Raw genomic sequence first — 18,671 nt, 5'->3', positions numbered from 1 at the left:
CCTTTCTCGCGGTCGACGACGGTGCGCACCGAACAAGGAGACCCGCGTGGAACGCACACTTTTCGAGCCCGAGCACGAGCTGTTCCGGGAGTCGTACCGGAAGTTTCTCGAACAGCACGTAGCGCCGAATCATGCGAAGTGGGAAGAGCAGAACCTCGTCGACCGCGACGTGTGGGTCGAGGCCGGGAAGCAGGGCTTCCTCGGAACTGCTGCTCCCGAGGAATTCGGCGGCGGCGGAGTCAAGGACTTCCGCTACAACGCCATCGTCACCGAGGAGACCACCCGCGGCGGCTACAGCGGCATCGGCTTCACCCTGCACAACGACGTCGTCGCGCCGTACTTCATCGAGTTGGCCAACGACGAGCAGAAGCAGCGCTGGCTTCCCGGATTCTGCTCGGGTGAGCTGATCAGCGCGATCGCCATGACCGAGCCGGGCACCGGCAGCGACCTGCAGGGCATCAAGACCAAGGCCGTTCGGGACGGCGACGACTGGGTGCTCAACGGCTCGAAGACGTTCATCACCAACGGCATCAACGCCGATCTGGTGATCGTCGTGGCGTGCACCGATCCCGAGAAGGGGGCCCAGGGCTTCTCATTGCTGGTCGTCGAACGGGGCATGCCCGGTTTCGAGCGTGGCCGCAACCTCGACAAGATCGGCATGAAGGCCCAGGACACCGCTGAGCTCAGCTTCACCGACGTTCGGGTTCCCGCCGCCAACCTGCTCGGCGAAGAAGGCATGGGCTTCATCTACCTGATGCAGAACTTGCCCCAGGAGCGGCTCTCGATTGCCGTCGTTGCCGCTGCAGCCATGGAATCGGCACTGGAGATGACCATTCAGTACTGCCGTGACCGCAAGGCATTCGGTAAGTCGATCGGAAAGTTCCAGAACACGCGATTCGTGTTGGCGGAACTCGCTACCGAAACCACCGCCACCCGCATCATGGTCGACAAATTCATCGAACTGCTCAACGACGGCAAGTTGACCGTGCAGGAAGCTGCCATGGCCAAGTGGTGGACCACCGAGAACCAGGTCAAGCTCATCGACCGATGCCTTCAGCTGCACGGTGGGTACGGCTACATGAAGGAGTACCCGATCGCCAAGGCGTACATGGATTCTCGGGTACAGACCATCTACGGCGGCACCACGGAGATCATGAAGGAGATCATCGGTCGCGGACTGAATCTCTGATTCTGCCGATCGTTCAGGACCGACGAGAAGGGCCGCAGCATCTGTGCTGCGGCCCTTCTTCGTTGTGTCCGAACAGAGTTCAGAGCTTGCGCATCACGGTGACGACCTTGCCGAGAATGGCAGCATTGTTGCCCGGGATCGGCTCGAACAGTGGGTTGTGCGGCATGAGCCACACCTCACCCTTGGAACGCTTGAACGTCTTGACCGTGGCCTCACCCTCGATCATCGCCGCGACGATGTCGCCGTTGTCGGCCACGGACTGTTGACGCACGACGACCCAGTCGCCGTCGCAGATCGCCGCGTCGATCATGGACTCGCCGACGACCTTGAGCAAGAACAACGATCCCTGACCGACCAACTCGCGGGGGAGTGGGAACACGTCCTCGACGGCTTCCTCGGCCAGAATCGGACCACCCGCGGCGATCCGCCCCAGAACGGGAACGAACGTGGGAGTCGGCAACCGGTCCTGATCCTCGGACGAGCCGTCGACCGCGGCGGCAGCTTGATCGGCCTGCACCTCGTCGAGTCCGCGAACGTCGACCGCGCGGGGGCGGTTGGCGTCGCGCCGCAGAAATCCCTTCCGCTCCAGGGTGCGCAACTGATGGGCGACGGACGACGTCGACGTCAGGCCCACGGCATCGCCGATCTCTCGAATGCTGGGTGGGTATCCGCGCTCGGTGACCGATGCCCGGATGACCTCCAACACCTTCCGCTGGCGCTCGGTGAGCCCCGCGCTGATGTCGGTGCCCACCTCCATGGCCTTCGGGGTAGGCTCGGCGGCCGGCTTTCCGGCCGCGGCCTTGCCGACCGTCGAGGATCCGGCTCGCGTGGAACCAGCTTTCGTGGAACCCGTCGTACTGGAACCGGTGATGGACCTCGTCGAGGTCTCGTCCTTCATGCTGTCGGCCTCCTGCTGATGCGGCTGGATTCGGTCTACGCGGTATCGATCCACGCGGACTGGAGTTGATGTTGTCGACTCGTGTGGCGTGTGGTTTCTGACACGAATCTAGCGTGTATCAGCTGTTGAATCAAACATCTGTTCGACTCGTGTCGCGTTTTCTACAGACTTTGTCGGAGGCGCGTGATAGAACTTCGAACAAGCGTCCATCGAACGCCTGATCGAACAATCGATCCAACGAGCGAAGACGAGGTTCCGATGACCATCACCACCGATCGTCCCACCACTGCCGGTTTGCGTTCGCGATCCGGTGTCGTCGAGCGTCGTCGGCGCTCGCGGCCCGTGCTGCAGAACCACGCGCGTCGGACGCAGAACGGCCCGTGCTTGCCTGTGGTGGACGAGTCCTGGACCGACGTCACCGATCGCGAGATGGCGGATCGAGACTTCGACGACACCTCGGCCCATTTCGCGAGCCAGACCGTGCGCCCACGCTCTCTCGTTCTGTGGATGTTGGCTGTGGTCGTCGTGGCCGGCGGTCTGATCGGCATCGCGAATCTGAGCGCGACCACACCCGACGCGGCCACTCAGCCCGCCGGCGCGGTCATGGTTCACGACGGAGCGCTCGTCGAGTACGCACCCAGCAGATGACCACCGGCACCATGGTGCCCAGCGTGGCTGAGTATCCTCGAAGACTGCCCCGACGCGCACGTTCGTCGTCGGAGTATCGGCTACGACGGAGGCTCCCTCATGCATTGCCCGTTCTGCAGGCACCCCGACTCACGCGTGGTGGATTCGCGTGAGATGGACGAGGGTCAGGCAATACGGCGACGCCGGTCCTGCCCCGAGTGCGGTCGACGCTTCACCACCGTGGAGGCTGCCGTGCTCGCCGTCGTGAAACGCAGTGGTGTGACCGAGCCGTTCAGTCGGGAGAAGGTCGTCAAAGGAGTTCGTCGCGCCTGCCAGGGCAGAGACGTCGACAACGACGCGCTGAACCTGCTGGCTCAGCAAGTCGAAGACAATATTCGCGCGGCCGGTTCGGCCGAGATTCCCAGCAACGAAGTGGGCCTGGCCATTCTCGGACCGCTACGCGATCTCGACGAAGTGGCCTACCTTCGTTTCGCGTCGGTCTACCGCTCGTTCAGTTCGGCCGAGGACTTCGAGAAGGAAATTCACGAACTCCGCAAACATCGAGAGTCCGCCGACGTCGAGTGAACCGCGGGCCGATCAGCGAGACTGATCGGCGATCGCCTTCTCGATGCGCTTCTCCGATACCGGATACGCGGTACGAATTCCCTGCGCGAACAGCCCCACCCGCAGCTCCTCGATCATCCAGAACAGCTCCTGCACACCCGGGCTGCTCTTCCTGCTCTCCGGAAGCGAATCCAACAGCCGCCCGTACGAGCCGTACACCCGGTCGAGAACGTCCATCGCCGCAGCGTCGCGGCCCGCGCTGCTCGGCAGCGTGGACAGTCGCTTCGTCGCCGCAGCGAGATAGCGTGGCAGATCGGCCAACCGTCGAGAACCGAATTCGGTGACGAAACCGCGAAAGATCAAGCCGTCGAGCTGTTCTCGGACATCGTCGGCCGGCTCACCCGATGCGCTCTGCAACTGGGCCGACAGAGCCAACGCGGCCGTCAGGACCGGTCGAACCAGAGCGAGAACAGCAGCTGTACGCCGCGAAACCTCTGCGTCCACCAGTGCCCGGAGCTTGTCGAACTCGGCCGGATCGCGAACCGGTCCGCCGTGCGCGTCCATCGCTTCTTCCACAGCGAGCGCACGGCATTCCTCGAGCAGCGCATCGACGCCGCCGTACGGGTTCTGGCCGAGCGCAAGACGTTCGGCGGTCGGCAGCCCGGCCAACAGCGCCTTCGTTCCCTTCGGTGCCGTGGCGAGCAGCAGAGTCCGGGTGCCCGCGCGCATGGCTGCTCGTTGCTGGGCGGGGGTACTGAGCACTCGCACCGCCACGCCCGAACCCTCGGGCACCAACGCCGGGTACCCGGTGACCTTCTGTCCGCCCACGTCTCGGGTGACCGTGGGTTCCAAGCGGCCCAACGTGCCCGAGGTCCACGCCAGCGTCGGGGCGCGCTCTGCGTCACCGACCGCACGTGCGACCTGACGGCCGACCTCACCGGCAAGACCGGCGCGCAACGCAGTCAGATCCTTGTTGCTGCCGAGCACGGTCCCGGACGGGTCGACCGCGGCGAACGTCATTCGCAGGTGATCGGGTAGCGCCGCAGTGTCGAAGTCCTTCGCGGTGATGTGGCACTGTGCGGCCCGTGAGAGTTCTCGGGCCAGAGCCGTCACGAGTGTTTCGGCCCGCGGTCTCATCACTGCCAACGCTGCCGCAGCGAAGTCCGGAGCCGGAACCACATTGCGTCGCAATGCCTTCGGTAGAGTCTTGATCAAGGCCGTGACGAGCTCGGCGCGCATCCCAGGCACCAGCCAGTCGAAGCCGACCGGCTGTACCTGAGCGAGCAGTGCGATGGGAATCCGCGCGGTGACGCCGTCAGCGGCGGTGCCGGGCTCGAATTGATACGTCAGCGGAAATTGGATCTCACCCTGTCGCCACGCGTCCGGGTATGCACCTGTCAGTACCGACGCGGCGTCCGAGTTGACGACGGTGTCCGTAGTGAAGTCGAGCAGGGACGGATCTTGCCGGCGGGCCTTCTTCCACCAGGTGTCGAAGTGTCGCGCAGACACGGCTTCCGGGGCGATGCGGGCGTCGTAGAAATCGAACAGTGCGTCGTCGTCGACGACGATGTCCCGCCGCCGAGCGCGATGTTCGAGCTCGCCGACGTCGTCGAGCAGAGCCCTGTTCTTGTGAAAGAACCCGTGCTGGGTCTTCCATTCGCCCTGGACCAGTGCATGCCTGATGAAGAGCTCGCGAGACGCCTCGGGATCGATGCGGTGATAGTTGACCGGGCGCTGCGTCACCAACGGGATGCCGTACAACGTCACCCGTTCGTAGGCCAGCGCCGATTCCCGTTTGATCGACCAGTGTGGTTCGGAATACGTGCGCTTCACCAGATGCGGTGCCAACCGTTCGGCCCATTCCGGTTCTATGCGGGCGGCCATGCGGCCCCACAGCCGTCCGGTCTCGACCAGTTCTGCAGCCATGACCCAGCGCGGTGGCTTCTTGAACAGACCTGACCCGGGGAAGATCGCGAAATGTGCTCCGCGGGCACCCAGGAACTCACGCTTGTCGCCCTCTTTGAGGCCGACGTGCGAGAGCAGGCCGGACAGCAGGGACTGATGCAATGCGTTCTCGCTCGACTCTGCGTCGGGCACTGTCCATCCGAGGCCGCGAGTGATCTGGCGGAGCTGTCCGTGCAGGTCCTGCCATTCGCGGATCCGCAGGTAGTGCAGGAACTCGGTGCGGCACATGCGTCGAAACTGGTTGGAAGACAGCTCGTCTCGCTGCTGCCGCAGGTACTTCCACAGCTGCACGTGCGCCAGGAAGTCCGAATTCTCGACGGCGAAACGGGCGTGCTTCTCGTCTGCAGCCTGTTGGTGCTCGGCGGGACGCTCGCGCACGTCCTGAATCGACAACGCCGCCACCACCACCAGCGCGTCACGAAGCGATCCGTTGCCGTTGGCCTCGACCAACATTCGTGCCATTCGAGGATCGACAGGAAGGGCGGACAGTTCGCGGCCGATCGGGGTGAGCTCGGCAGTGCCGTCCTTGGTGGCCGGCTTCAGTGCTCCGAGTTCTTCCAGCAAGCCGATACCGTCGCGGATGCTGCGTGGATCCGGCGGCTCGACGAAGGGAAACGCGTCGATCTTGCCCAATCCGAGCGCGGTCATCTGCAGAATGACCGAGGCCAGATTGGTGCGCAGAATTTCGGGCTCGGTGAACTGCGGACGAGACTCGAAATCCTCCTCCGAGTACAACCGGATACAGATCCCGTCGGCGACGCGTCCGCAGCGACCCGCCCGCTGGCGCGCAGACGCCTGTGAAATCGGTTCGATGGGCAGCCGCTGCACTTTGGTGCGCAACGAGTATCGCGAGATGCGCGCGGTGCCCGGGTCCACGACGTAGCGGATGCCGGGGACCGTCAGCGACGTTTCCGCGACGTTCGTCGACAGCACGACCCGGCGCCCCGAGTGCGGTGAGAACACCCGATGCTGTTCGGCGGCGGAGAGTCTGGCGTACAGCGGCACGATCTCGGTGTTGCGGAGATTGCGATCGGCCAACGCGTCCGCGGTATCGCGAATCTCGCGTTCACCGGACAGGAACACCAAGATGTCGCCGTCGCCCTCGGCCATCAGCTCGTCGACGGCCTGGCAGGTGGCATCGACGGGATCGAGGTCGATGGTCGTTTCTCCCGCGTCGACCGTCAGGGGTCGATACCGCATCTCGACCGGGAACGTACGACCGGATACCTCGATGATCGGTGCTGCGACCCCGTCGCGTGCGAAGTGTTGCGCGAACCGCTCCGGATCGATGGTCGCCGACGTGATGACGATCTTGAGATCGGGTCGCCGGGGGAGCAGTTGCGCGAGGTATCCCAGGATGAAGTCGATGTTCAGGCTGCGCTCGTGCGCCTCGTCGATGATGAGGGTGTCGTACTGGCGGAGCAGTCGGTCGCGTTGGATCTCGGCCAGCAGAATGCCGTCGGTCATCAACTTGACGAGGGTCGAATCCGAGGACTGATCGGTGAATCGAACCTTGTAGCCGATCGATTCGCCCAGTGGTTGACCCACCTCCTCGGCGATGCGCTCGGCAACGGTGCGCGCCGCCAGCCTCCGGGGCTGCGTGTGCCCGATCGAGCCGCGGATTCCGCGACCGAGTTCGAGACAGATCTTGGGAATCTGGGTGGTCTTGCCGGACCCGGTTTCACCGGCGACGATGACGACCTGGTGGGCCGCGATCGCTGCGGCGATGTCGTCCTTGCGCGCGCTGACGGGCAACGCCTGCGGATATTCGAGGGTGGGCACTGCCGCCTGGCGTGTGGAGATGACGGCTTCTGCGCGAGCTACGTCGCGTTCGAGGGCGGCGACGGCGTCCTCGGTGCGGGCCTTGTCGAGACGTCGTCGGAGCCGGTTCTCGTCGCGGATGGTGAGCTGTGCAACACGTGCGGCGAGTGCTCGTCGATCACCGGACGAATTCGAGGTAGACATACTCGTACCAGGATATCCGTTACTCGGTACCCGACCGAACTCCGTCCGGCAGCGAACCGATGCACTCGCCGAATTCGACGTGACTACTGTGTAGCGCATGTCTTCCGACCTGGATCCAGCCGCCTCCACACACACCTCCGCGCTGTGGCACGGCTTCGCCGACATGGGCAACGTCACCGCCAATGGGCCGTTCGTCGTCTCGCGAGGCGAGGGTGCGTACATCTTCGACAACGAGGGCAACCGGTACCTCGACGCCACCGCCGGCCTGTGGTTCACCAACGTCGGTCACGGCCGCCGCGAGATCGCCGACGCCGTTGCCGCGCAGCTGAGCTCGATTGCCCACTACTCGAATTTCGGCGACTTCGTGCCCGAGACCACGCTGGCACTGGCCGATCGGCTCGCCGCCATCGCACCGGTGCCGGGCAGCAAGATCTTCTTCACCTCGGGTGGATCGGACTCCATCGACACCGCCGCGAAGCTTGCGCGCCGCTACTGGGTCGAAATGGGACAGCCGTCCAAGAAGATCATCGTCGGACGGCAGAAGGCGTACCACGGCATGCACGTCGCCGGCACCGCGCTGGCCGGTATCCCGGTCAACAAGGAGCACTACGGCGAGCTGATGCCCGACGCCAGGACGGTGGCGTGGGACGACGCGAAATCGCTTCTTGCGCTGATCGAAGAGGTCGGAGCCGAGAACGTCGCAGCCTTCTTCTGTGAACCGGTGATCGGAGCGGGTGGAATCTACTTGCCGCCCGAGGGCTACCTGCGCGAGGTGCGGCAGATCTGCCGCGACAACGACGTGCTGTTCGTCGCCGACGAAGTGGTGACCGGATTCGGCCGTATCGGCGGTAGTTGGTTCGCCTCCACCCGCTTCGAGCTCGAACCCGACCTGATGACGACCGCCAAGGGGTTGACGTCGGGCTACGTCCCGATGGGTGCCGTGTTCATCGCTCCGAAGATCGCCGAACCGTTCTTCGCAGGCGGAGTCTGGTGGCGTCACGGCTACACCTACGGTGGCCACGCAGGTGCCGCCGCCGCAGCGATGGCCAATCTCGACATCATCGAGCGCGAGGACCTGCTGAGTCACTCCAAGCGCATCGAAGCCGCACTGCACACCCACCTCGCGCCCCTGGCCGACCACGATCGGGTCGCGGAAGTCCGCAGCGGCATCGGCGCTGTCGCTGCCGTTCAGCTCGCCGACCCGGCGGAGGCATTACCGTTCGTGAAAACGTTGAGAGCTCATGGTGTTTCGGGCCGCGCGGCCGGACAGGGTGCAATGCAGATCTCGCCGGCGTTCGTCATGACCGACGCCGAGATCGAGGATATGGCCTCGCGCATCCTCAGTGCGCTCGGCTGAACCGGAGTCTGCTCAACAGCTGCTTCCCCCGCGAGAGCGGGGGAGCAGGTTCGGGTTCCGGCTCAGCGGAGATTGCGGCGAACCGCCGGTGCAGCTGATCGCGCACTTCGTCGGGCGCATACGCGCGCCGCTTGCGCTCGGACCGCACCACCAACGCCCCGGTGGCCGCAACCCCGGCCATCCCGGCGAGACCGAGAGCTTTCCAGACGTTCATGCGGCAACCGTACCGCCACGAGATCTAGGGTTGGTCCATGAATCCGTCGCGAATCAGCCTCGATACCGCTGTGGATGCCACCAGAACCGGCGACATCTGGATCTTCCGTGGCCATTCTTCGGCGGACCGCGCAATTCAGGCTCTGACGAACAGCCCGGTCAATCACGTCGGTATGGCCGTCGTTCTGGACGACCTGCCGCCGCTGATGTGGCATGCAGAGCTCGGAAAGTCGTTGCAGGACATGTGGACCGGAAACTTCCAGCGTGGAGTGCAGCTGCACGACCTACGCGCTGCCGTCACGCACTGGGCCCAGCGGTATCAACAGCGTTGTTGGCTGCGGCAATTGGACGGATACGCCGGTCGTTCCCCAGGCTCCACTCCGGCCGTGACGAAGGAGCAGGAAGACGCGCTGCTTCGCACCATCGCGCGGATGGACGGAACGGCTTTTCCGACCACCGCGGCGCTCGCCGGTCGGTGGTTCCGTGGACGCGTGCCGGCGCTCCGGAGGAACGCGCAGGAGAGCGCTGCGCTCGAAACCGCGTACTGCGCCGAAGTTGTTGCGATGACCTACGACTCGATGGGTCTGTTGACGGGAAACAAGAAAGCCAACTGGTTCGATCCAGGAAAGTTCTGGAGCGGCGACCGTCTGCCACTGGCGGAAGGGGTGCGTCTGGGTGAGGAAATCGAAGTGGACGTGCCCGTCACACCGTGATCGAGTCGTCGTCGACGCTTCTGCCCCCGAGCTCCACCCACCCGTCCTCGTCGACGGTGGTCCACAGCTCAGACCCCGCACCCTGGACGATGTTCAGGCCCCGACCGAGCTCGGCAGTGAGCCGGACGGCGGCAGCACCTGTTGCCTCGTCCTCGGCGATTCCCATCATCGGCGCGAACATGCGCGAGCACAATTCGGCGCGCTGCTCGTCGGTCCAGGCCCAGACATAGTGGTGGCCACTGTCGTAAGCGTTCGGATCTGCCGCTGCCACCTCGGCTGCGTCGTGGACCTGATGAAACGTGAACTGCGGAGTCCACACGGCGCGTGCACGCACCCAGGTGAGCTCGCCGTCGTAGCGGATGTCGAGCGTGGCAGCGGGGACGGTGAGCGTCTGCACCGAGTGTCCGCTGTTGCGAAGCCACCACGACAATCCGACCGTCGGATGTCCGGCGAACGGGAGCTGCGTCGCCGGGGTGTAGATCGTGGCCGACGCGGTACCGGGTGACGAGCGATCGACAAAGACCGTCTCGCTGAAACCCAACCGGGTGGCAACATCCTGCCTGTCGCTCTCACCGACAGCGCGCGCGTCGACGATGCCCAGTGGATTGCCGAACCTGCCGTCGGCATCGGTGAACACTCGGACGACGGACACTTCGATAGCCATGCGGGGACGTTACCAATACGTCGTCGAGGCGTCACGATCGACGACGAACGGGGACCCGCCGCAGCGGATCCCCGTGTCGACCTGTCCAGCGAAACCTCAGACGGAGGCACCGTCGAGTACGCGGCCGGCCTCGACGGCCTGAGCGACACCCGCGACGATCGATGCGGCGCGAATAGCCTCGAAGATCTTCTCGCGGTCGACGCCCTCGGCGCGCAGAGTCTTCTCGTGCGCCTCGAGGCAGTGGTTGCATCCGTTGACGGCCGAGACCGCAAGCGACCACAGCTCGAAATCGGCTTTCTCGACGCCAGGGTTGCCGATGATGTTCATACGCAAGCCGGCGCGTAGATCGTCGTACTTTCCGTCCAGGTAGCCCTTGGTGCGGTAGAAGACGTTGTTCATGCCCATGATCGACGCGGCACCCAGAGCGGCGTTGTACGCCTCGGCCGACAACGAGTCGGCGGCGTCCTCGGCGATTTCCTTCAACGTGGTCGCGGACTTCGACGCGGCGGCCACCGAAAGCAATGTGCCCCAAAGCTGTTGCTCGTTGAGCACGGTGGACCGCACGATCGAACCGAGGTTGAGCTTCAGGTCCTTCGCGTATTCGGGGACGGCGTTCTTCAAATTGTCGATCGACATGTCAGACGCTCGCCGTCAGTAGTTCGCCGGCGTCGATGGTGGGATCGCCCTTCTTCCAATTGCAGGCACACAGCTCGTCGGACTGCAGTGCGTCCAGTACTCGAAGAACCTCGTCCACGTTTCGACCGACCGATCCGGCGGTGACCGAGACGAACTGGATCTCGTTGTTCGGGTCCACGATGAAGGTGGCCCGGTCGGCGACGCCGTCGGCATTGAGAACACCGGTGGCAGCGGCCAATTCGCGCTTGAGATCCGAGAGCATCGGGAAGGGGAGCGTCTTGAGCTCGTCGTGCTGCGCGCGCCACTGGAAGTGCACGAATTCGTTGTCGACGGAGGCACCGAGGACCTGCGCGTCACGATCTTCGAACTCGTCGTTGAGCTTGCCGAATGCTGCGATCTCGGTGGGGCACACGAACGTGAAGTCCTTGGGCCAGAAGAAGACGATGCGCCACTTTCCGGCGTGGTCGTCGCTGGTGACGCTGGTGAAGTAGTCGTCGGGCTGCTGCGCGTTCACCTTGGACAGGTCGCCGCCGATGACGGCGGTGAGATTGTATGCGGGGAACTGGTCGCCGATTGTCAACAGTGCCATGTGGTCTCCTCGTGTCGAAATGATCGCGTCGGTTCCGTCGGGAAGCGGTTCGGCTCGGCGGCGACCGTGCAGCCGCACGAGCTCGACCGACTTGGACGAGTGTGCCAAAAATGGCCCGAAAGGTAAACGTGACGAGTGGCACTGGACCGACAGACGTATCCGATCGGAGCTGTCGGCCGCCGCCGCATCTGCGCCGCGCGCTATCGCCACTTCGAAACGGCAGCAACGCAATTGATCCCGGCGCCGTATCGAGCCGTGGAGCACCTGGAACCTGTCCGATCAACCGTGTGCACAGAGCTTGCCGTCCTCGTCGTACCGCCCGATCGTGTACTCGGCGGACGCACCGCGACCGTTGCCGCGCAGCGCAATTCGGTTCGAGAGCGCGCGCAACGGGTTGCTGATGACCGAGTTCGCCGCGCTGGCAATCCTTCTCGCGCACGAGGCGCACGCATCAGCCGGGCGTGACAACGATCTCGTCGAACACGATTTCTCCGGCCGCGTCGGACTCGGCGAGGTCGATGACGGCATCGAGTGACCAGCCGTGGTCGCCGTCCGGATCTTCGAGTACTTGGCGAACCGTCGTGGATTCGGCACCGACGTTCAGGGTGAACAGCGCCGGCCCGCGAGCCGAGGGGCCGGTGCCGATGAACCCGTACTCGGCGAAGAACGGCTCCAATTCCTCCTCCCAGTCCGGCCCGTCGTCCAGGTCGTCGAGCGCGTTCCACTGACGGCGCGCCGCCAGATCGACCCTCCGAAAGATCGCGTTGCGGGCCAGGATTCGGAAAGCCCGCGGATTCGCCGAGATCGGACGCGGCGCATCGGACCCGTACGCCTCGACGAGGGCTTCCGGTTCGGCACCGGGATCGGTCAGGTTCTCCCACTCGTCGAGCAGGCTGGAATCGACTTGCCTAACCAGCTCGCCCAGCCACTCGGTGATGTCCTGCACCTCCTCGGTGCGCGATTCCGGCGGAACCGTCTGGCGCAGAGTGCGGTACGCGTCGGCCAGGTATCGCAGCACCAGGCCCTCCGAGCGCATGAGGCCGTAGTGACTGATCAGCTCCGCGAAGGTCATCGCGCGCTCGACCATGTCGCGGACGACGGACTTGGGCGACAGGCCCACCTCGGAGAGCCACGGGTGAGACCCGCGGTAGATCTCGAAGGCCGGAACGAGTAGTTCGGCAAGGGGTTTCGGCCAGGTGACCTCTTCGAGGAGTTCCATCCGCTCGTCGTACTCGATGCCGTCGGCCTTCATCTGGGCCACCGCTTCGCCGCGTGCGGCATGTTGCTGCGCCATCAACACCTGGCGAGGATCGTCGAGCGTCGACTCGATGATCGACACCACGTCGAGCGCGTGGGTGGGGGAGTCGACGTCGAGCAACTCGAACGAGGCCACCGCGAACGTCGACAACGGCTGATTGAGCGCGAAGTCCGGCTGCAGGTCCACCGTCAGCCTGGCATGGCGACCGTCCGCGTCCGGCTCGTCCAACTGTTCGACGATTCCGGCCTCCACCAGGCCGCGGTACAGCGACAGGGCCCGCAGGATGTGCTTGCGCTGAGCCGGCCGGGTCTCGTGGTTGTCCTCGAGCAGATGACGCATCGCATGGAAGCAATTGCCCGGTCGCGCAATCACATTGAGCAACATGGCATTGCTGACCGAGAACCGGGAAGTCAACGGCTCCGGGCTCGCCGCGATGATCCGCTCGAACGTCGGCTCGCCCCACGAGACGAACCCGTCGGGTGCCCGCTTGCGCTGTACCCGCTTGAGCTTCTTCGGGTCGTCACCGGCTTTGGCCACGAGTCGCGCATTCTCGATGTCGTGCTCGGGTGCCTCGACCACGACGGTACCGAGGGTGTCGTACCCCGCGCGGCCCGCGCGTCCCGCGATCTGATGGAACTCACGCGCCCGAAGTTTGCGTGTTCTGATGCCGTCGTACTTGGTGAGTCCGGTGAACAGCACGGTCCTGATGGGAACGTTGATCCCCACACCCAACGTATCGGTTCCGCAGATCACCTTCAGCAGACCGTCCTGCGCCAGTTTCTCCACCAGCCTGCGGTACTTGGGGAGCATGCCCGCGTGATGCACCCCGATACCGTGACGAACCAGTCTGGACAGCGTCGACCCGAAGCCGGTGGTGAAGCGGAAATTGCCGATGGCCTCGGCTATCGCGGCCTTCTCCTGCTTGGACGCGACGTTGATGCTCGTCAGGGCCTGAGCGCGTTCGAGTGCCGCTGCCTGCGTGAAGTGCACGACGTACACCGGCGCCAGGTGCGTCTGCACCAGCTCCTCGATCGTTTCGCCGATCGGGGTGGTGACATAAGAGAACATCAACGGGACAGGCCGCTCGGTACCGGAGACGACGGTGGTCGTGCGGCCGGTACGTCGGGTCAGATCGTCGCGGAAGAACGAGACGTCTCCCAACGTCGCCGACATGAGCAGGAACTGGGCGTTCGGCAGTTCGATCAGAGGTACCTGCCAGGCCCACCCCCGGTCCGGCTCGGAGTAGTAGTGGAACTCGTCCATGATCACTTGGCCGATGTCGGAGTCTGCACCCTGCCGCAGTGCCAGGTTGGCGACGATCTCGGCAGTGGCGCAGATGATGGGCGCACCGGAATTGACCGACGCGTCGCCGGTCATCATGCCTACGTTTTGCGCTCCGAAGATCTCGCACAGGGCGAAGAACTTCTCGCTGACGAGCGCCTTGATCGGCGCGGTGTAGAAACTGCGGATGCCTGCGGCCATGGCCGCGAAGTGGGCACCGATGGCGACCATGGACTTTCCGGAACCGGTCGGCGTGGCCAGGATGACATTGGATCCCGACACCAGCTCGATCAGCGCCTCTTCCTGCGCGGGATACAGCGTCAGGCCCCGGTCCGCGGCCCAGGTGGTGAACGTGTCGAACAGGACGTCCGGGTCCACGCCGTCGGAGGTGGCGGCGGAAACGTCGGGTATCAGTTCGGTGAGGAGCACCTCTACAGGCTATGTGTCGGTGACGGCGGTTCCCGAATCGACACCGAACGCCTGCGACGGAGGCGTCAGGTCGCACTCCGCTCGTCCGAGCCCATGGCCCCGAGCACGGCCATCCTGGTGCTCGAGCTGCCGCTGATCATGTCCTCGCCCACGCCGGTGATGAGCAGGTTGCGCCAGCGCACCTCGTCGAAACTGAGCGAGGGAGTCGAGTCGATGAAGTCCTCGAGGACCTGAAGGAAGCGCATCGGATCGTCGCGAAACGGGAAGTGTCCGGAATTGACGAACACTTCCAGCTTCGAACCGGGCATGGCGGAATGAGCCAGCCGGGCGTGGGCCACCGGGATCACCGAGTCCTGCTCACCCCACACCAGCAGCACCGGCAAATTTTCGGTGAGATAACAGCGGTCCAGCATCGTGACCACCTGGCCACGCCAGTCCACGACGGCACGCAACGTCCGTAGGTAGGCCTCGTACGTCGTCGGCGCAGGCAGTTCGCTCAGCACCCGGATCAGATCGGGGGTGTCGTGCAGCATCGACCCCGGTCGCAGTGGGGAGCTGTGCAGTTTGCTCAACAGGCCGCCGGCCAGCTTGACCGCCGGTATCGCGCCCGGCAAACGCAGCAGCTTCACCGCCTCGGAGAGGAACGGCATCGACGCCAGTCGCAGAAGGGGGTGCACGTCCTTGGTCACTCCGCCCGAGGACACCAACGCGAGGCGATCGACCATGTGCGGGAACTGATAGGCGAACTGCATCGCCACCCCGCCGCCGAGCGAGTGGCCCACCACGGTGACGTGCTCGATGCCCAGGACGGACAACAGATCGCGCATACCGTTGGCGTACGCGGCAACGGAGTAGTCGGCCCGCGGTTTGTCGGAGCGGCCGTGGCCGAGGAGATCGGGGGCGATGACCGTGTAACTCTTGGCGAGGTGCGGGATCACCTCGTTCCACGTCTCGGAATTGTCACCGATCCCGTGGATCAGCAGCAGTACAGGGCCTTCACCGGCCATGCGGAAGGCCCGCCGATAGCCGTGAATGGTCCGAAAGATCAGCCTCGGTTCCTCGTCGGGAACCGGCCGGAGCTTACGACTGCGCGGAGTAGTGGACATTCGCGCCTCCTGATTCCCTGGTGCGCCGACGTAGGGCGCAGTGCGGCGCCGCTGCACACGAGAGCGCAGCAACACAGACGACGGTTGTGTGTTGCTACGACTCTCGCACGAGATCGCGCTCAGGGCAGAGCATCGGGCGTATTGCGGGTTACAGGTATGTTGCGATCCGCCGGGGCTGTCGCAAATGACCAGATCCCGTCGATTTCGCTGTGACCAGCTCCACAATTACCGAGGTGCCTGACCGTCCCCGTCGTCGAGGCCGGCCTGCTCGGCCAGGAACCGCTCGAACTCGGCACCCAGTTCGTCGCCGCTGGGGAGCGGCTCGTCACTGGCCAACAGCGTCGACTGTTGTTCCTGCGCGGCGACATACGTGTCGTACTGGCGCTCGAGCGCCTGTACGACCGACTGCACTTCCTCGTTTCCGGTGATGTGCTCGTTGACCTGCTCTCGGACGCGAGCCGCGGCCTCGCCCAACGCCGCCAGCGGCAGATCGAGCTCGGCGGCCTCACCGACGTTCTCGAGCAGTGTTTCCGCAGCCCCCGGGTAGTCCGTCTGCGCGAGGTAGTGCGGGACGTGTACCGAGAACCCCATCGATTCGTGGCCGTGCTGTGCCATCCGTAGTTCGAGCAAAGACGACGCACTACCGGGCACCTGCAGCTCGCCTGCCCAGCTGTTGCCTTCCTTGACCAACGCCCTGTCGCTTGCGTGCGCGGTCACGCCGAGCGGGCGCGTGTGCGGAATGGCCATCGGGATGGAGCCGAGACCAATCGTGCGCCGCACTCCGAGCTGCTCGGCAAGGAGGCGCACTGCCGTCGTGAACTTCTCCCATCGCAGATCTGGCTCCATGCCTGCGAGAAGAAGGAAGGGGGTCCCGACGTTGTCCTTGACGGCATACAGGTTGAGCTCGGGAGCGTCGTAATCCGAGAAATGATCGGACTTGAACGTCATGGTGGGCCGACGAGACCGGTAGTCGATCAACTCGTCGACATCGAAAGACGCCACCAGCTCGGTTTCGAGACTCTCCCGCAGATGGGTCGTCGCCAGCTTCACGGCATGCCCGGCGTCGGAGAATCCTTCCAGCCCGTGCACGAGCACAGGCCCGACTCCGTCGTTCGAAAAAATCTGCGGTGCCGGAAATTCCAGCTCGTACATCTTCGACTGTTCGGTCATGGCCGGGCCCCTTTCGGATCGACTCGTCGATGCCTCGACGCGAGCATCGGGTCAGAATACGCGGACCGTCGGCTCGAGCCGCATACACGCCGACGTCGATCATGGTGAATCACTACCCGACAGAACAACCGCGGAACCGTCGTTCATTCCCGATGGGCGATTCGCTTCCCGGGTCGACGCATCAGCGGTCGAAATGTGCCAGGGCGCGGATCTTGTTGGTGACGTCCAGCGCGGCGACCTTGTATGCCTCGGACAACGTCGGGTAGTTGAAGACGGCATCGACCAGATAGTCGACGGTGCCGCCGCATCCCATGACGGCCTGACCGATGTGCACCAGATCCGTGGCTCCCGATCCGAAGATGTGCACGCCGAGAATCGAACGGTCCTCGGTGGAGACGAGCAGCTTGAGCATCCCGTACGAGTCCCCGGCGATCTGGCCACGGGCAAGTTCGCGGTATCGCGACACACCCACCTCGTACGGAATGGATCCCTTCGTCAGATCCACCTCGGTCGCGCCGACGTACGAGACCTCGGGGATGGAGTAGATGCCGATCGGTTGGACATCGGTGAGCTGCGCGCTCGGCTCCCCGAACGCGTGATAGGCCGCCAACCTGCCCTGATCCATCGACGTCGCCGCCAGCGCCGGAAACCCGATGACGTCGCCGACGGCATAGATGTGGTCCACCTTGGTCTGAAAATGCTCGTCGACGAAGATGCGCCCACGGGCGTCGGCTTCGAGGCCCGCGTTCTCGAGTTCGAGGGCCGTGGTCAACCCCTGGCGACCCGCCGAGTACATCACCGTCTCCGCCGGGATGCGTTTGCCGCTGGCAAGGGTCGTCACCGTGCCGTTCGGCCCGACGTCCACCGCCGTGACTGCTTCACCGAAGCGGAACGTCACCGCGAGATCGCGGAGGTGGAACTGCAGGGATTCGATGATCTCGCGATCGCAGAAGTCGAGCATCGAATCGCGTTTCTCGACGACGGTCACCTTGGTGCCCAGGGCGGCGAACATCGAGGCGTACTCGATCCCGATCACGCCGGCACCCACGACGACCATCGACGCCGGGATGAACTCCAAGTTCAGAATGCCGTCGGAGTCCAGCACCCGGTAGTCGTCGAATGCGACGTCGGCGGGTCGCGCCGGAGCGGTGCCGGTGGCGATCACCACGTTGGCGGCCGAGACCGTGATGCGCTCGCCCCGGGCCTCGTCCTCGACGACGATGGTGTGTGCATCCAGAAACTTACCGACACCGGTGATCAGCTCGATGCGGTTGCGGAGCAGTTGCGAGCGCACCACCTCGATCTCTTTGCCGATCACGTGCTGGGTTCGGGCCAGCAGGTCGGCGGGAGTGATGTCGGCCTTGACGCGATAGCTGGCGCCGTACAGCTCTCTCTGATTCATCCCCGTCAGATAGAGAACGGCTTCCCGAAGTGTCTTGGACGGAATGGTTCCGGTGTTGACGCACACGCCGCCGAGCATGTGGCCCTTCTCCACGAGCGCCACTCGCTTGCCGAGCTTCGCGGCGGCGATCGCGGCCTTCTGGCCGCCGGGACCCGAGCCGATGACCACCAGGTCGTATTCCATGGGTGCAGACATCGTTCATAGGTACCGCTCGCACGAGAAGACTGTGTGCCCGCTCGGTCACGGGCGTGTGAATTCCGCGGCTCGTTCCACCGAACGAATGCAGATGTCGCCACGTGAGGATGCGTTGTGCGAGGCTGAACCGAGCACGCAACACACGATTTTCAGTGGAGGAATACATGCCGCAGCAGGTCCGCGCCGTCGTTGCCAAGAGCAAGGGCGAGCCCGTCTCGATCGAGACGATCACCATTCCCGATCCCGGCCCGAACGATGTCGTGGTCACCATCGCCGCGTGCGGGGTGTGTCATACCGATCTGCATTACCGCGAGGGCGGTATCAACGACGAGTTCCCGTTCCTGCTCGGCCACGAAGCCGCGGGCACCGTCGAAGCGATCGGTGACGCCGTGACTCATGTCGAGGTCGGCGACTTCGTGGTGCTGAACTGGCGGGCGGTGTGCGGGGAAT

The 18,671-nt window shown here is 64.5% G+C and carries 16 protein-coding genes; 6 read left to right on the top strand and 10 right to left on the bottom strand.

Annotation, left to right across the window (positions count from 1 at the left end):
- Window positions 1–46: 46 nt before the first annotated feature.
- Window positions 47–1,189, top strand: a complete 1,143-nt coding sequence (locus QM588_RS12180) for an acyl-CoA dehydrogenase family protein (RefSeq protein WP_283313617.1) — start codon at window positions 47–49, stop codon at window positions 1,187–1,189.
- 79 nt (window positions 1,190–1,268) lie between these two features.
- On the opposite strand, the gene lexA is transcribed toward QM588_RS12180, so the two are convergent.
- Complete coding sequence (gene lexA / locus QM588_RS12175) at window positions 1,269–1,946, bottom strand: transcriptional repressor LexA (RefSeq protein ID WP_283314121.1); 678 nt, start codon at window positions 1,944–1,946, stop codon at window positions 1,269–1,271.
- 399 nt (window positions 1,947–2,345) lie between these two features.
- Between lexA and QM588_RS12170 the strand changes: the two genes are divergently transcribed.
- Window positions 2,346–2,735 (top strand): hypothetical protein, encoded by a 390-nt coding sequence (locus QM588_RS12170; protein ID WP_032372564.1) that lies wholly within the window; start codon window positions 2,346–2,348, stop codon window positions 2,733–2,735.
- Between the two features lie 99 nt (window positions 2,736–2,834).
- Complete coding sequence (gene nrdR / locus QM588_RS12165; RefSeq protein ID WP_027496857.1) at window positions 2,835–3,299, top strand: transcriptional regulator NrdR; 465 nt, start codon at window positions 2,835–2,837, stop codon at window positions 3,297–3,299.
- 12 nt (window positions 3,300–3,311) lie between these two features.
- Here the strand turns inward: nrdR and hrpA are convergent, their stop codons facing one another.
- Window positions 3,312–7,208, bottom strand: a complete 3,897-nt coding sequence (gene hrpA, locus QM588_RS12160; protein ID WP_283313613.1) for an ATP-dependent RNA helicase HrpA — start codon at window positions 7,206–7,208, stop codon at window positions 3,312–3,314.
- Between the two features lie 97 nt (window positions 7,209–7,305).
- On the opposite strand from hrpA, the gene QM588_RS12155 reads away from it, so the two are divergent.
- The gene (locus QM588_RS12155) at window positions 7,306–8,565 is read left to right on the top strand and encodes an aminotransferase family protein (RefSeq protein WP_283313610.1); all 1,260 of its coding nucleotides are present in this window, start codon (window positions 7,306–7,308) and stop codon (window positions 8,563–8,565) included.
- On the opposite strand, the gene QM588_RS12150 is transcribed toward QM588_RS12155, so the two are convergent.
- The gene (locus tag QM588_RS12150) at window positions 8,549–8,779 is read right to left on the bottom strand and encodes a hypothetical protein (RefSeq protein WP_027496860.1); all 231 of its coding nucleotides are present in this window, start codon (window positions 8,777–8,779) and stop codon (window positions 8,549–8,551) included. The two genes, QM588_RS12155 and QM588_RS12150, sit on opposite strands and share 17 nt — an antisense overlap.
- 37 nt (window positions 8,780–8,816) lie before the next feature.
- Here QM588_RS12150 and QM588_RS12145 point away from each other — a divergent pair, with 37 nt between their 5' ends.
- Window positions 8,817–9,491 carry a hypothetical protein gene (locus QM588_RS12145; RefSeq protein WP_283313607.1) on the top strand — a complete coding sequence of 225 codons (675 nt, stop codon included), beginning with the start codon at window positions 8,817–8,819 and terminating at the stop codon, window positions 9,489–9,491.
- Here the strand turns inward: QM588_RS12145 and QM588_RS12140 are convergent.
- From QM588_RS12140 to sthA, 7 genes are all read right to left on the bottom strand, one after another.
- Complete coding sequence (locus QM588_RS12140; RefSeq protein WP_283313605.1) at window positions 9,481–10,155, bottom strand: PhzF family phenazine biosynthesis protein; 675 nt, start codon at window positions 10,153–10,155, stop codon at window positions 9,481–9,483. The two genes, QM588_RS12145 and QM588_RS12140, sit on opposite strands and share 11 nt — an antisense overlap.
- 96 nt (window positions 10,156–10,251) lie before the next feature.
- Window positions 10,252–10,791 (bottom strand): carboxymuconolactone decarboxylase family protein, encoded by a 540-nt coding sequence (locus QM588_RS12135; RefSeq protein WP_283313604.1) that lies wholly within the window; start codon window positions 10,789–10,791, stop codon window positions 10,252–10,254.
- Between the two features lies 1 nt (window position 10,792).
- Window positions 10,793–11,380, bottom strand: coding sequence for a peroxiredoxin (locus tag QM588_RS12130; RefSeq protein ID WP_283313602.1), 588 nt, complete (start codon window positions 11,378–11,380; stop codon window positions 10,793–10,795).
- Window positions 11,381–11,831: 451 nt separating this feature from the next.
- Window positions 11,832–14,348: a DEAD/DEAH box helicase gene (locus tag QM588_RS12125; RefSeq protein WP_283313601.1), complete on the bottom strand. Its 2,517-nt coding sequence runs from the start codon at window positions 14,346–14,348 to the stop codon at window positions 11,832–11,834.
- A 65-nt stretch (window positions 14,349–14,413) separates the two neighbouring features.
- Entirely contained in the window at window positions 14,414–15,454 is a 1,041-nt protein-coding gene (locus tag QM588_RS12120; RefSeq protein WP_283313600.1) for an alpha/beta fold hydrolase, read from the bottom strand.
- Between the two features lie 225 nt (window positions 15,455–15,679).
- Window positions 15,680–16,624, bottom strand: coding sequence for a proteasome assembly chaperone family protein (locus QM588_RS12115; protein WP_027496868.1), 945 nt, complete (start codon window positions 16,622–16,624; stop codon window positions 15,680–15,682).
- 181 nt (window positions 16,625–16,805) lie between these two features.
- Window positions 16,806–18,221, bottom strand: coding sequence for a Si-specific NAD(P)(+) transhydrogenase (gene sthA / locus QM588_RS12110; protein ID WP_283313597.1), 1,416 nt, complete (start codon window positions 18,219–18,221; stop codon window positions 16,806–16,808).
- A gap of 164 nt (window positions 18,222–18,385) precedes the next feature.
- Here sthA and QM588_RS12105 point away from each other — a divergent pair.
- Window positions 18,386–18,671, top strand: a 286-nt coding sequence (locus tag QM588_RS12105; protein ID WP_283313595.1) for an alcohol dehydrogenase catalytic domain-containing protein, incomplete at its 3' end; no start/stop codon positions are given.

It is taken from the genome of Rhodococcus sp. IEGM 1354 (genome assembly GCF_030056855.1).
Taxonomy (GTDB): Bacteria; Actinomycetota; Actinomycetes; order Mycobacteriales; family Mycobacteriaceae; genus Rhodococcoides.
Note: the sequence above shows the minus strand (reverse complement) of the source record. Positions and strands in the feature narration are given on the sequence as shown.

What these genes read in the sequence shown, in the direction of transcription:
- lexA (WP_283314121.1), bottom strand. Translation starts at nt 1,946, where the DNA reads ATGGAGGTGGGCACCGACATCAGCGCGGGGCTCACCGAGCGCCAGCGG.
- QM588_RS12170 (WP_032372564.1), top strand. Translation starts at nt 2,346, where the DNA reads ATGACCATCACCACCGATCGTCCCACCACTGCCGGTTTGCGTTCGCGA.
- nrdR (WP_027496857.1), top strand. Translation starts at nt 2,835, where the DNA reads ATGCATTGCCCGTTCTGCAGGCACCCCGACTCACGCGTGGTGGATTCG.
- hrpA (WP_283313613.1), bottom strand. Translation starts at nt 7,208, where the DNA reads ATGTCTACCTCGAATTCGTCCGGTGATCGACGAGCACTCGCCGCACGT.
- QM588_RS12155 (WP_283313610.1), top strand. Translation starts at nt 7,306, where the DNA reads ATGTCTTCCGACCTGGATCCAGCCGCCTCCACACACACCTCCGCGCTG.
- QM588_RS12150 (WP_027496860.1), bottom strand. Translation starts at nt 8,779, where the DNA reads ATGAACGTCTGGAAAGCTCTCGGTCTCGCCGGGATGGCCGGGGTTGCG.
- QM588_RS12145 (WP_283313607.1), top strand. Translation starts at nt 8,817, where the DNA reads ATGAATCCGTCGCGAATCAGCCTCGATACCGCTGTGGATGCCACCAGA.
- QM588_RS12140 (WP_283313605.1), bottom strand. Translation starts at nt 10,155, where the DNA reads ATGGCTATCGAAGTGTCCGTCGTCCGAGTGTTCACCGATGCCGACGGC.
- QM588_RS12135 (WP_283313604.1), bottom strand. Translation starts at nt 10,791, where the DNA reads ATGTCGATCGACAATTTGAAGAACGCCGTCCCCGAATACGCGAAGGAC.
- QM588_RS12130 (WP_283313602.1), bottom strand. Translation starts at nt 11,380, where the DNA reads ATGGCACTGTTGACAATCGGCGACCAGTTCCCCGCATACAATCTCACC.
- QM588_RS12120 (WP_283313600.1), bottom strand. Translation starts at nt 15,454, where the DNA reads ATGTCCACTACTCCGCGCAGTCGTAAGCTCCGGCCGGTTCCCGACGAG.
- QM588_RS12115 (WP_027496868.1), bottom strand. Translation starts at nt 16,624, where the DNA reads ATGACCGAACAGTCGAAGATGTACGAGCTGGAATTTCCGGCACCGCAG.
- sthA (WP_283313597.1), bottom strand. Translation starts at nt 18,221, where the DNA reads ATGTCTGCACCCATGGAATACGACCTGGTGGTCATCGGCTCGGGTCCC.